The 12,373-nt window shown below is 31.9% G+C and carries 11 protein-coding genes and 1 tRNA gene; 8 read left to right on the top strand and 4 right to left on the bottom strand.

Going from position 1 to position 12,373, the window contains the following annotated elements:
• The first annotated feature begins 249 nt into the window (after positions 1-249).
• The 4 genes from ACY2RX_RS03635 to ACY2RX_RS03620 all read left to right on the top strand — a co-directional run bounded on the left by ACY2RX_RS03635 (position 250) and on the right by ACY2RX_RS03620 (position 2,325).
• Positions 250-795, top strand: coding sequence for a 30S ribosomal protein S16 (locus tag ACY2RX_RS03635; RefSeq protein ID WP_490102606.1), 546 nt, complete (start codon positions 250-252; stop codon positions 793-795).
• Between the two features lie 19 nt (positions 796-814).
• Positions 815-1,342 carry a ribosome maturation factor RimM gene (gene rimM / locus ACY2RX_RS03630; RefSeq protein WP_490102605.1) on the top strand — a complete coding sequence of 176 codons (528 nt, stop codon included), beginning with the start codon at positions 815-817 and terminating at the stop codon, positions 1,340-1,342.
• Between the two features lie 82 nt (positions 1,343-1,424).
• A tRNA-Ser gene (locus tag ACY2RX_RS03625) sits at positions 1,425-1,509 on the top strand.
• A gap of 57 nt (positions 1,510-1,566) precedes the next feature.
• Positions 1,567-2,325, top strand: a complete 759-nt coding sequence (locus ACY2RX_RS03620) for a tRNA1(Val) (adenine(37)-N6)-methyltransferase (RefSeq protein ID WP_490102604.1) — start codon at positions 1,567-1,569, stop codon at positions 2,323-2,325.
• On the opposite strand, the gene ACY2RX_RS03615 is transcribed toward ACY2RX_RS03620, so the two are convergent.
• Positions 2,326-3,696 carry a saccharopine dehydrogenase family protein gene (locus ACY2RX_RS03615; protein ID WP_490102603.1) on the bottom strand — a complete coding sequence of 457 codons (1,371 nt, stop codon included), beginning with the start codon at positions 3,694-3,696 and terminating at the stop codon, positions 2,326-2,328.
• A 70-nt stretch (positions 3,697-3,766) separates the two neighbouring features.
• Here ACY2RX_RS03615 and ACY2RX_RS03610 point away from each other — a divergent pair, with 70 nt between their 5' ends.
• A complete protein-coding gene (locus ACY2RX_RS03610) occupies positions 3,767-4,147 on the top strand; it encodes a DUF423 domain-containing protein (protein ID WP_490102602.1) in 381 nt (126 codons plus the stop codon).
• An 86-nt stretch (positions 4,148-4,233) separates the two neighbouring features.
• Entirely contained in the window at positions 4,234-5,844 is a 1,611-nt protein-coding gene (gene pckA, locus ACY2RX_RS03605) for a phosphoenolpyruvate carboxykinase (ATP) (protein WP_490102913.1), read from the top strand.
• A gap of 95 nt (positions 5,845-5,939) precedes the next feature.
• On the opposite strand, the gene ACY2RX_RS03600 is transcribed toward pckA, so the two are convergent.
• The 3 genes from ACY2RX_RS03600 to ACY2RX_RS03590 all read right to left on the bottom strand — a co-directional run bounded on the left by ACY2RX_RS03600 (position 5,940) and on the right by ACY2RX_RS03590 (position 10,112).
• Positions 5,940-8,321, bottom strand: coding sequence for a sodium-translocating pyrophosphatase (locus ACY2RX_RS03600; RefSeq protein ID WP_490102601.1), 2,382 nt, complete (start codon positions 8,319-8,321; stop codon positions 5,940-5,942).
• A 116-nt stretch (positions 8,322-8,437) separates the two neighbouring features.
• Positions 8,438-8,965, bottom strand: a complete 528-nt coding sequence (locus ACY2RX_RS03595; protein ID WP_490102600.1) for an inorganic diphosphatase — start codon at positions 8,963-8,965, stop codon at positions 8,438-8,440.
• Positions 8,966-9,134: 169 nt separating this feature from the next.
• On the bottom strand, positions 9,135-10,112 hold the full coding sequence (locus ACY2RX_RS03590; RefSeq protein ID WP_490102599.1) for a pyruvate dehydrogenase complex E1 component subunit beta: 978 nt from the start codon (positions 10,110-10,112) through the stop codon (positions 9,135-9,137).
• 223 nt (positions 10,113-10,335) lie between these two features.
• Between ACY2RX_RS03590 and ACY2RX_RS03585 the strand changes: the two genes are divergently transcribed.
• Together ACY2RX_RS03585 and ACY2RX_RS03580 are read left to right on the top strand one after the other, a co-directional pair.
• Positions 10,336-11,082: an electron transfer flavoprotein subunit beta/FixA family protein gene (locus ACY2RX_RS03585; RefSeq protein ID WP_490102598.1), complete on the top strand. Its 747-nt coding sequence runs from the start codon at positions 10,336-10,338 to the stop codon at positions 11,080-11,082.
• Positions 11,083-11,221: 139 nt separating this feature from the next.
• Positions 11,222-12,178 (top strand): electron transfer flavoprotein subunit alpha/FixB family protein, encoded by a 957-nt coding sequence (locus ACY2RX_RS03580; RefSeq protein WP_490102597.1) that lies wholly within the window; start codon positions 11,222-11,224, stop codon positions 12,176-12,178.
• Positions 12,179-12,373 lie beyond the last annotated feature (195 nt).

The raw sequence follows: 12,373 nt of genomic DNA, 5'->3' as shown, positions 1-12,373 counted from the left end.
ATTTTAAGTTTTATAGGTCATAAGTTTTTATTTTTGATAACCGCTAACTGCGTTAGGGATTGAGCGGTTTGTTTGAGCTCTTTTTGAAGAATGAAAAAAAGCGAGTAGCGAAAGCCCGTTAAAACGCCCTAAAAAATATTGAAAATTAAGGTTTTAGTTTAAAAAGGTTTTGTATTTTTGCGCCCACTTATCACGAGATGGTAAGATTTTTAATAATCGAGGTCGAGAACCTTAAAAAATTAACAAATTATGTCTGTAAAGATTAGATTACAAAGACACGGTAAAAAAGGGAAACCATTCTATTGGATTGTTGCTGCTGATGCCCGTGCAAAAAGAGATGGACGTTACTTAGAAAAATTAGGAACGTATAACCCAAATGTAAACCCTGCAGTTATCGATTTAAACGTTGACAAAGCTGTAGAATGGTTACAAAATGGAGCACAACCAACAGATACTGCTAAAAACATTTTATCTTACAAAGGTGCAATGTTAAAAAATCATTTAGCGGGCGGTGTAAGAAAAGGAGCTTTAACTCAAGAACAAGCAGATGCAAAGTTTGCAGCTTGGTTAGAAGAAAAGGCAACTAAAATTGCTGATAAAGAAGCTGGTTTATCTAAAGCTCAATCTGAAGCAAAAGCAGCAGCATTAGCAGCAGAAAAAGCAGTTAATGAAGCTAGAATTGAAGCAGCTAAACCCGTTGTAGAAGAAGTTGCAGAGGTTGCTGAAGAAGTTGTTGCTGAAGCTGAAGAAGCTAAAGAAACAATTGATGAAGCTCAAGAAAAAGCAACTGAGTAAATTATAAAGTTAGTTGATAATGCGTAAAGAAGAATGTTTTTATTTAGGCAGAATCGTAACAAAATATAGTTTTAAAGGTGAGGTTGTTATCAAATTAGATACAGACGAACCAGAGTTGTATAAAAATATGGAATCAGTTTATGTTGAATTCGGCACAAATTTGGTTCCATTTTTTATTGAAAAAAGTTCGCTGCATAAAGGAAATCAATTGCGTGTTCAGTTTGAAGATATTTACACTGAAGCAGCAGCGGATTCGATTTTAAAATGCGGTATTTATTTACCAATGGATTTATTACCAAAACTAGAAGGAAATAAATTTTATTTTCACGAAGTAATTGGCTTTACAGTTGTTGATGCTAATTTTGGAGAAGTAGGAGCAATTGTTCATATTAATGACAAAGCTGCACAACCTCTTTTTGAAATTGATAGAAAAGGTAAAGAAATCTTTATCCCGATGATTGATGATTTTATCAAAAAAGTGGATAGAGAGAATAAAACAATAGAAGTAGAAACTCCAAACGGATTAATAGAGCTTTATTTGTCTTGATATTATTGAAAAATTAAATGACTGAAAGATTTAATATTTTTTTAATCTTTTAATAGTCAATTTTTTAATATTTAATGTATTTAGAAAGGTGGCCGAGTGGTCGAAGGCGCACGCCTGGAAAGTGTGTATACGGTAACGTATCGAGGGTTCGAATCCCTTCCTTTCTGCAAAAAAGTTTTTAAAGTTAGAAAGTATTAAATTTAAAAAAGTTCTGCGTATTTAAAATGTGCAGAATTTTTAATTTAAAAATAGAAAGCATTATTAAGAAACCATTCCAATTTAAAGAATTTACAATCCATCAAGATAAAACTGCAATGAAAGTAGGAACTGATGGTGTTTTGTTAGGAGCTTGGTGTTCTATGGATAGTTTTTCAGATTCAATTTTAGATGTTGGTTCTGGAACTGGAGTCATTTCTTTAATGTTAGCGCAACGTTCTGATGCATTGACAATTGATGCTGTTGAGGTTGATGAAAATGCATACGAACAAAGTGTTCAGAATTTTGAAGAATCTGATTGGGGAGACAGATTGTATTGTTATAATGCTTCTTTTCAAGAATTTGCTGATGAAATTGCAGATGAAGAAGAAACGTATGATTTAATTGTTTCTAATCCGCCATTTTATACGGATGATTTTGAAACCGAAGATATTGCAAGAAATAAGGCGCGATTTACATCGTCTTTGTCTTTTTCTGAATTAATTTCTGGAGTTTCAAAAATTTTATCAGAAAACGGAAAATTCTCAGTTATCATTCCTTATAAAGAAGAAGAAAGTTTTATCAATTTAGCAAAAGAGAATCACTTATTTTTAAATAGCGTTTGTAGAGTTCAGGGCAATCCATCATCAGAAATAAAAAGAAGTTTATTAACGTTTTCTTTTCATCCATCAGAAATAAAAGAAGAACATTTAATTATAGAAAATTCTAGGCATAATTATACAGAAGCATATATCAACTTAACAAAAGATTTTTATTTAAAGATGTAATTATCCTGTTACGTGATTTGGATTATAACCTAAATACGGAACTTTCTTTTCGGTAAATTTTATGCCATATTCTGCTAGTTCTTTTAAAATAGGAATGTAAATTTCTTTAGAAATAGGGCGTAAAACACCTGGAGTATTAATTTCGCCTTTTAGAATTTTTAGGGTTGCAATACCTACTGGTAAACCCACTGTTTTTGCCATAGCTGTATATCTTTGGTTTTCGCCAATTACAACCAAACTACTTTCTATTTGGCGTTTTTCTCCTTTATATTCATAGCCAAAAAGATGTTGCATTACAATCATATCTTTGTCATCTTCTTTTAAAGTCCAAGAATCAGATAAAATCTTTTGAAGCATTTGTGCAGGTGTTGCATTTTTTATTCCAATTTTTTTATTCGGATTAAAAATATCTAATTCAATTAATTTTTCCCACATAATATCATCTTGATCTATTTTTAAATACGAACGCAATTTTAGTTCAACAGAATCTGAAGGAGAATAGGCTAAAAATAAGTTTACAAAATCTCTGTAACTCATATTTTCGGAATCTTCTATTGTGTAAGAATCATCTGTCATTCCTAGTTGTACAAAAATATTCCAAGCTCTCGAAAAACCAACCTTTCTAATGGTTCCTCTATACATAGTTGGTATATTATCTAGACCATAAATATGTCTGTATTTTAGTGAATTTCTATTGGCATAAGCCTCAAATTTTCCGCTACCATTTATGTTTAAAAATTCTGTTCTTCTAAATAATTTGTGGTAAGGAATGTATTTGTAAGTACCTTCTTGTATAAACATTGCAGCGCCACCTTGTCCTGCTAAAACAACATTTCTGGGATTCCAAGTAAACTTATAATTCCAAAGATTATTGTCACTTTCAGGAGCAATTAAGCCGCCAGTAAAAGATTCAAAAAGTAAAATTTTAGCGTTATTATCTCTAATTCTATCTAAGACTTGCATAGCACTCATATGATCTATTCCTGGATCTACACCAATTTCATTCATAAAAATTAAGCCTTTTTCTTTTGCAGCTTTATCTAAGTCTTTCATTTCTTCAGAAATATAAGAAGCAGTAACCATATTTTTGTTAAAGGTGATGCAATCTTTAGCCACTTCTAAATGAAATCTTGCTGGTAACATAGAAATTACAATGTCAGCTTTTTTGATGTATTTCTGACGCTGTTCTGCATTAAAAACATCTAGAATAATACTTTCTGCATTTTTATGATTTTTAATTAGTTTGTCTGCATTTTCAGTAGAAATATCACCAATAATTAAATATAAATTTTCATCTACAGATTTTTCTAGTAAATATTTAATTAAATAAGAACTAGATTTTCCAGCACCAATAATTAGAATGTTTTTCATCAATAATAACGTATTTTGTAGTCATACGAATATACTATTTTTGTTTAAATTTCAACAAAAACCATTAAAAATGTTTAAAAATTTAATTATTACGTGTTTTTTAGGACTATTGGCTATTGTATTAGGGGCTTTTGGAGCTCACGCTTTAAGAGATATTTTAACTCCACAAGAATTATTAAGCTTTGAAACAGGTGTTCGTTATCAAATGTATCACGTAATTGTCTTGTTGTTTGTTAATATTTATAACGGCTTTACAGTAGCTCAAAAAAATACAATTACTACTATTTTTCTTTTAGGAATTCTATTCTTTTCAGGCTCTATTTATACAATTCATTTAACATCAATAACCGCTAAATCTATTTGGTTTGTAACTCCTATTGGTGGTTTTACTTTGATAGCAGGCTGGCTTTTAATGATTATCATATTCATAAAGAAATTAAAAAATACTTAAATTAATAATAATTCTTTATCAACTCTATACAGGTTTTAAAATATTGTTTAATTTTGCTACGATATAAAACATCAAAAAATATTGATATGGTAGATACAAATACGAAATCGATTTCGTTAAAAAGTCTAGGAATCAAAAATGCAACAATTCGTTATCAGTTAACTTCTGATGAATTACATAACCAAACTTTAAAAAAAGAACAAGGAAAAGAGTCTTCTTTAGGCGCAATTGCGGTAAACACAGGTGAGTTTACAGGGCGTTCTCCACAAGATCGTTTTATTGTAAAAGATGATGTAACAAAAGATGAAGTTTGGTGGAGTGATATTAACATTCCTTTTGACACAGAAAAGTTTGATGCCTTGTATAAAAAAGTGGGTGCTTATTTATCTGAAAAAGAAATTTTTGTGAGAGACAGTTATGTTTGTGCAGATAAAAACTATAAGTTAAATATAAGAGTTGTAAATGAATATCCTTGGAGCAATATGTTTGCTTACAATATGTTTTTACGTCCTACAGAAGAAGAATTAAAAGATTTTTCTCCAGAATGGACCGTGGTCAATGCTCCTGGTTTTATGGCAAATCCAGATGTAGATGGAACGCGTCAGCATAATTTTGCAATTTTAAATTTTAGTAAGAAAATTGCATTGGTTGGTGGTACTGGTTACACTGGTGAAATTAAAAAAGGAATTTTTTCTGCGCTAAATTTTATTCTACCTGTATTTAAAAATACGTTGCCTATGCATTGTTCTGCAAATGTTGGTAAAGATGGTGATACAGCTATTTTTTTTGGATTATCGGGTACAGGAAAAACAACTTTGTCTACAGACCCAGATAGAAGTTTAATTGGTGATGATGAACATGGATGGACAGCAGAAAACACTGTTTTTAATTTTGAAGGCGGTTGTTATGCTAAGGTAATTAATTTATCAAAAGAACAAGAACCAGAAATTTTTGCAGCCATAAAAAAAGGTGCAATTTTAGAAAATGTTATTATGGATGCTAATGGCGTTATCGATTTTGAAGATACTTCTATTACTCAGAATACAAGAGTTAGTTATCCTCTTTATCATATAGAAAACATTAAAAAACCATCAATAGGTAAAAATCCAAAAAATATTTTCTTTTTAACTGCTGATGCTTTTGGTGTTTTGCCTCCAATATCTAAATTAACGCCTAGCCAAGCTGCGTATCATTTTATTTCTGGTTATACAGCAAAAGTAGCAGGTACTGAAGCTGGAGTTAATGAGCCAATGCCGAGTTTTTCAGCTTGTTTTGGTGCGCCATTTATGCCTTTACATCCAACAAGATATGCAGAAATGTTGAGTAAAAAAATGAAAGATGCTGGTGTAAATGTTTGGTTGATAAACACAGGTTGGTCTGGTGGTAAATATGGCGTTGGTAGAAGAATGCCTTTAAAGTATACAAGAGCAATGATTACTGCTGTGTTAGAAGGCAAATTAGGAGATTATACTTACGAAGATTATCATATTCATTCTGTATTTGGAGTAGCACAACCAAGAACTTGTCCTGGTGTTCCAACAGAGTTGTTAAGCCCAAGGTCTACTTGGAATAACGATGATGCGTATTATAAAACGGCATTTAAATTATCGAATGCATTTAGACATAACTTTAAAAAATTCGAACAATTTGCTAACGAGGAAATCCGAAGAGGAGGTCCACAACGTTATGCATATTAGTAGTTTTTTGTTTTTACAAAACACCCAAAATGTACAGCCCCCAAAAAGTGTCTAACTTTTTGGGGGCTGTTTCTATATGTATTTACTTGAAAAAGTTATTCGCTTTTAACAATAACTTCAACTTTTTCTGTTATTTCATTTTTGTTTTTTTCAACATTTACAGAAACAATTTTTCCAGCTTCTTTTGCTTTTTGTTCTATTTCAGCAACAGTTCCCTCAATTTCTTGAATTTCTTCTGTTACTTTACCATCAATAGTTTTTGTAGTAGTAATTGTAGCCATTGCTAAATCTCCAGTAGTTTGTTTAATTTCTACTTTAACTTCTTTTTTAGAATTATAATCAGAAACGGCAGTACTGTTTAAAGCAATACTAGGTGCAATTACTAATGCTACAACAGACATTAATTTTAAAAGGATGTTTAAAGAAGGGCCAGAAGTATCTTTAAAAGGATCTCCAACTGTATCTCCTACAACAGCAGCTTTATGAGCTTCAGTTCCTTTTCTGCCTTGTTCTTCAATAGTTTTCTTTGCATTATCCCAAGCTCCACCAGCATTAGACTGAAAGATTGCCATTAAAACACCACAAGTTGTAACACCTGCTAGTAATCCTCCTAACATTTCTGCGCCACCTATAAAACCAATAGCTACAGGTACTGCAATAGCAAGTAAGCCTGGTAAAACCATTTCTTTAATAGATGCTTTTGTAGAAATATCTACACATTTATCATATTCAGCGACACCATCAGCAGCATCAAAAATAGCACGTTGTTCTTTTGTAGCTTTAGACATATCAGAATCTACAGCTCTCATTACTTCAAGCGCAGCTTTTAATTGAGGTATATCTCTAAATTGACGACGAACTTCTTCGATCATAGCCATTGCAGCTCTACCAACAGCATTCATAGATAAGGCAGAAAATACAAATGGTAACATACCACCAACTAATAAACCTGCCATAATTTTTGGTTGAGATACATCAATAGCAGTTACGTTAGCAGTTTTCATAAAAGCAGCAAATAATGCTAAAGCCGTTAAAGCTGCAGAAGCAATAGCAAATCCTTTACCTACAGCTGCAGTTGTGTTACCAACAGCATCTAATTTATCTGTACGTTCTCTAACTTCACTCGGTAATTCTGCCATTTCAGCAATACCACCAGCATTATCACATATTGGTCCGTAAGCATCAACAGCTAATTGTATACCTGTATTTGCTAACATACCAACGGCAGCAATAGCAATACCATATAATCCTGCAAAATGATGAGAAACCATAATTGCAGCAGCAATTAAAATAATTGGAATTGCAGTAGACATCATACCAACACCTAAACCAGCAATTATATTTGTTGCAGAACCAGTTTCAGATTGTTTAACTATAGAGTTAACTGGTTTTTTGCCAGTTGCAGTATAGTATTCAGTAATTTTTCCAACAGCCAAACCAGCAATTAAACCAGCAATTACAGCATAAAATACACCCATAGAACCATGAGGTAAACTAGATGTACCTGTTAACATATTTTCTATAATAAAATAAGATGCAACTACCATTAATCCTGCTGAACCAAATTCACCAATGTTTAATGCAGTTTGTGGGTTTCCACCGTCTTTTACTTTTACAAAGAACGAACCTAGAATTGACATTACAATTCCGACAGCTGCTAGTACTAAAGGTAAATATACAGCTCCCATTCCATCAAAATTAGGCGTTATAATAAATGCACCTAAAACCATTGTACCAATAATAGAACCAACATAAGATTCGAATAAATCTGCTCCCATACCAGCAACATCACCAACATTATCACCCACATTGTCTGCAATAGTAGCAGGGTTTAAAGGATGATCTTCTGGTATACCAGCTTCTACCTTACCAACTAAATCTGCTCCAACATCTGCTGCTTTGGTATAAATACCACCACCAACTCTTGCAAATAATGCAATAGATGATGCACCTAAAGAAAAACCTGAAAGTACATTTAGTACTAAAGTTAAATTATCTGCACCAGGCCATATGTTTTGATAAGCTATAAATAATATACTAAGACCTAAAACACCTAAACCTACAACGCCTAACCCCATTACTGCACCACCAGCAAAAGCTACTTCTAAAGCGCTACCTAATGATGTTCTTGCAGCTTGTGTTGTTCTTACATTTGCTTTTGTTGCAACTTTCATTCCAATGAAACCAGCTAAAGCAGAACAGATAGCTCCTATTATAAAAGAAACAGCAACCATTCCACTAGACCCAACTTCTGATGCGCCTTTAAAATATAATAATACAGCAACTGCTGCTACAAAAATTGCTAATACTTTGTATTCAGCTTTTAAAAATGACATTGCTCCATCTGCAATGTTTTTTGCTATCCTTTTCATTCGGTCTTCACCTTCATCTTGTTTATTGACCCAAGCACTTTTAATGAATACAAACGCTAAGGCTAAAACACCAAAAAGCGGTAAAAATTTCACTATTGATTCCATATTTGATTAGTTATATAAGTTAATTTTAATAAACGGTGCTAAATGTAGTAAAATAAATGTGATAAAAAAAAGCCACTATATTTTAAGATTACACAATTATTTTAGCAATTTTACAATTATATTGTAAAAGTTCTTTTCTTTTTGTGTTCGCTATTTTCATAACGTTCTACACATTTGTGATAAATTTTAATTGCTTCTTCAGCATTTCCCCAACCACCAACATCTACTTTTTTTTCTTCTAAATCTTTATATACTTGAAAAAAGTGTTCAATTTCTTGAATTCTATGTGGGTTAATATCAGAAATGTCTTTTCTTTTATTCCAAATAGGATCTTCTACAGGAACACAAATTATTTTTTCATCTGGTCCTTTTTCATCAGTCATATGAAATACACCTATTGGTTTAACTTCAATAACAACCATTGGATAAGTTGGTTCAGTACAAAGTACTAAAACATCTAAAGGATCTTTATCTAAGGCTAAAGTTTCTGGTATAAAACCATAATCTCCAGGATACATCATAGAGGAGAATAATGTTCTATCAAAGCGAATTTTATTTAACGTAAAATCGTATTCGTATTTATTTCTACTTCCTTTTGGAATTTCAATTAAAACATCAAATGTTAAATCTTTTTTCTTGCTCATATTATCTCTTCTTTTTTGTTAAACGGCGGTAAAAATAATGAATATATCTAATCTATCTTTGGTTTTAACATTTTTATTTACGCAATGGTTTTCGAATTTTAAAGATAGTTATTGTAAATAAAAAAGCTTTTTCATTTTGAAAAAGCTTTTTTTAAATTGTTTTTATTTATTAAAGATATAAAACTTCTTTTACAGCTTTAATTACATCATTATGATTTGGTAACCATTTTTCTAGCAGAACAGGAGAATAGGGTGCAGGTGTGTCTGCAGTTGTAATTCTTTTTATTGGAGCATCTAAATAATCAAATGCTTCTTCTTGAATTCTATAAGTTATTTCTGATGAAACACTTGCAAATGGCCAAGCTTCTTCTAAAATAACTAATCTATTTGTTTTTTTAACCGATTCTATTATTGCAGTATGGTCCATAGGACGAACAGTTCTTAAATCTAAAATCTCAACAGAAATATTTTCTTTTGCTAATTCATCTGCAGCTTTGTAAGCTTCTTTTATAATTTTACCAAAAGAAACAATGGTTACATCAGTTCCTGCTCTTTTTATATCTGCAACTCCAATAGGTATAATATACTCACCTTCAGGAATTTCCATCTTATCTCCATACATTTGTTCAGATTCCATAAAAATTACAGGATCATCATCTCTAATGGCAGCTTTTAATAAGCCTTTTGCGTCATAAGGATTAGAGGGTACTATAACTTTTAAACCTGGTGTATTTGCAAACCAGTTTTCAAATGCTTGCGAGTGTGTTGCTCCTAATTGACCTGCAGATGCTGTTGGACCTCTAAAAACTATTGGGCAATTAAATTGTCCGCCAGACATTTGTCTAATTTTTGCGGCATTATTTATAATTTGATCAATTCCTACTAAAGAGAAGTTAAAAGTCATATACTCTACAATGGGTCTGTTTCCATTCATAGCAGAACCTATTGCAATACCCGCAAAACCAAGTTCAGCAATTGGAGTATCTAATACACGTTTTGCACCAAACTCGTCTAACATTCCTTTAGATGCTTTGTAGGCACCATTATATTCTGCAACTTCTTCACCCATTAAGTAAATGCTCTCGTCTCTGCGCATTTCTTCACTCATAGCTTCACAAATTGCTTCTCTGAACTGAACTGTTTTCATTTATTATTAGTTGTAATTAGTAATTATCAATTGCAAAAGTAAGGAATTAATTGTCATTTTTTTTCAATCAGAATTAGAAAGTATCACTTTTGTTGATGATTAAATACTCAATCGTTTTCGAAAAATGTTAAAAAAATAAAAATTTATTATGCGTGCATAGTATTTTTTAAAAAAAAGACGTAATTTCGCCATCAGCAATAAAAAAGTATAAAAATAGAATTTTATGAAAATATTGGTATGTATTAGTCACGTTCCTGATACCACATCAAAAATTAATTTTACTGAAAACGACACAAAGTTTGATACAAATGGAGTACAGTTTGTAATAAATCCTTATGATGAGTTTTGCCTTACAAGAGCAATGTGGTTTAAAGAAAAACAAGGAGCTTCTGTAACCGTAGTAAATGTTGGTGGCGCAGAAACAGAACCTACTTTAAGAAAAGCGCTAGCAATAGGTGCAGATAATGCAATTCGTGTAAATGCGAATCCTACTGACGGATTTCAAGTAGCAAAAGAATTAGCGGCAGTTGTAAAAAATGGAGGTTATGATTTGGTCTTAGCGGGTAAAGAATCTGCAGATTATAATGGTCAAATGGTTCCTGGAATGTTAGCAACTTTAACCGATTTTAATTTTATAAATGGTTGTGTCGGTTTAGAAATAGATGGAACAAATGTATCTGCAATGAGAGAAATTGATGGCGGAAATGAAACATTATCCTCTAGTTTACCTCTAGTTATTGGAGGGCAAAAAGGAATTGTTGAAGAGAAAGATTTGCGTATACCAAATATGCGCGGAATTATGATGGCGCGTAAAAAACCTTTACAAGTTGTAGAAGCTGTTGGTGGAGATGCATTAACAAATATTCAAACTTTTGAAAAGCCAGCACCAAAAGGAGCAGTAAAATTAGTAGATGCAGACAATGTAGATGAGTTAATAAGCTTATTACATAATGAAGCAAAAGTGATATAAAAATGTGTAAATGTTTAGTTGTGTAATTGTTAAAGTCACTATTCAACAATTACACGATTCAACAATTAAAAAATAAAAATAATTTTGTTGGTATAGTAAAACTAAAAACTACTTACTAACAACCAAAAACTTATATAATATGTCTGTTTTAGTTTTTGCCGATTCATCGGAAGGAAAATTTAAAAAAACTGCTTTTGAAGTAGTTTCTTACGGAAAAAAAGTAGCGGAACAATTAGGTACTTCTGTGGTTGCGCTTACAATAAATGCTAGCGATTCATCAGAATTATATACCTACGGAGCAGAAAAAGTAATTGCAGTTTCTAACGATGCTTTAAAAACATTTAATGCAAAACAATATGCAGCCATTGTAACAGAAATAGCAAAAGCAGAAAGTGCAAATGTTGTTGTTGTAGACTCAAGTATAGATGGTTTGTATTTAGCACCAATTGTTGCTGTAAATTTAGAAGCAGGTTATGTTTCGAATGTAGTAGCATTACCAAGTAGCACAAGTCCGTTTACAGTAAAAAGAAAAGCTTTTTCTAACAAAGCATTTTCAAATACCGTAATTTCTACAGAAAATAAAGTAATTGGTTTGGCTAAAAACTCTTACGGGGTTCACGAAAATACGGTTTCAGGAACATCAGAATCTTTTAATGCTACAATTGTAGAAGCAGGTGTAACATCAGAAAAAGTAGAAAGAGTTACAGGTAAAGTAACCATTGCAGATGCAGATATTGTAGTTTCTGCTGGTAGAGGTTTAAAAGGACCAGAAAATTGGAAAATGATAGAAGAACTGGCAGACGTTTTAGGAGCGGCAACTGCTTGTTCGAAACCAGTTTCAGATTTAGGTTGGCGTCCACACTCAGAACACGTTGGGCAAACAGGCAAGCCAGTTGCTTCTAACTTATATATTGCTATTGGTATTTCTGGTGCAATTCAGCATTTGGCAGGTATCAACGCATCTAAAGTAAAAGTGGTTATCAATACAGATGCAGAAGCCCCTTTCTTTAAGGCAGCAGATTATGGTATTGTTGGAGATGCTTTTGAGGTTGTACCAAAATTAATCGAAAAATTAAAAGCTTTTAAAGCGTCTTAATATTTTTTGGGCGTGCCCAAATTATTTATAATTACAAATTTAAAAACCTATCAGAATTATTTTTTGGTAGGTTTTTTATTTATCAACATAAGTAAATCAAATTTTAAATAATTTAGTTAGGCTTGGAGTTTATCTTGAGCGAAGCCGAAAGTCACTCGCTTTTTCTTTTCTTTCATTTCATCAAAAAAAAGAAAA

The organism is Polaribacter sp. 2405UD43-2 (genome assembly GCF_058147125.1).
Note: the sequence above shows the minus strand (reverse complement) of the source record. Positions and strands in the feature narration are given on the sequence as shown.

Excerpts from the sequence above, each read along its gene's own strand:
- ACY2RX_RS03590 (WP_490102599.1), bottom strand. The coding sequence starts at position 10,112 with ATGAAAACAGTTCAGTTCAGAGAAGCAATTTGTGAAGCTATGAGTGAA.
- ACY2RX_RS03595 (WP_490102600.1), bottom strand. The coding sequence starts at position 8,965 with ATGAGCAAGAAAAAAGATTTAACATTTGATGTTTTAATTGAAATTCCA.
- ACY2RX_RS03585 (WP_490102598.1), top strand. The coding sequence starts at position 10,336 with ATGAAAATATTGGTATGTATTAGTCACGTTCCTGATACCACATCAAAA.
- ACY2RX_RS03620 (WP_490102604.1), top strand. The coding sequence starts at position 1,567 with ATGTGCAGAATTTTTAATTTAAAAATAGAAAGCATTATTAAGAAACCA.
- ACY2RX_RS03635 (WP_490102606.1), top strand. The coding sequence starts at position 250 with ATGTCTGTAAAGATTAGATTACAAAGACACGGTAAAAAAGGGAAACCA.
- ACY2RX_RS03600 (WP_490102601.1), bottom strand. The coding sequence starts at position 8,321 with ATGGAATCAATAGTGAAATTTTTACCGCTTTTTGGTGTTTTAGCCTTA.
- rimM (WP_490102605.1), top strand. The coding sequence starts at position 815 with ATGCGTAAAGAAGAATGTTTTTATTTAGGCAGAATCGTAACAAAATAT.
- ACY2RX_RS03615 (WP_490102603.1), bottom strand. The coding sequence starts at position 3,696 with ATGAAAAACATTCTAATTATTGGTGCTGGAAAATCTAGTTCTTATTTA.
- pckA (WP_490102913.1), top strand. The coding sequence starts at position 4,234 with ATGGTAGATACAAATACGAAATCGATTTCGTTAAAAAGTCTAGGAATC.
- ACY2RX_RS03610 (WP_490102602.1), top strand. The coding sequence starts at position 3,767 with ATGTTTAAAAATTTAATTATTACGTGTTTTTTAGGACTATTGGCTATT.
- ACY2RX_RS03580 (WP_490102597.1), top strand. The coding sequence starts at position 11,222 with ATGTCTGTTTTAGTTTTTGCCGATTCATCGGAAGGAAAATTTAAAAAA.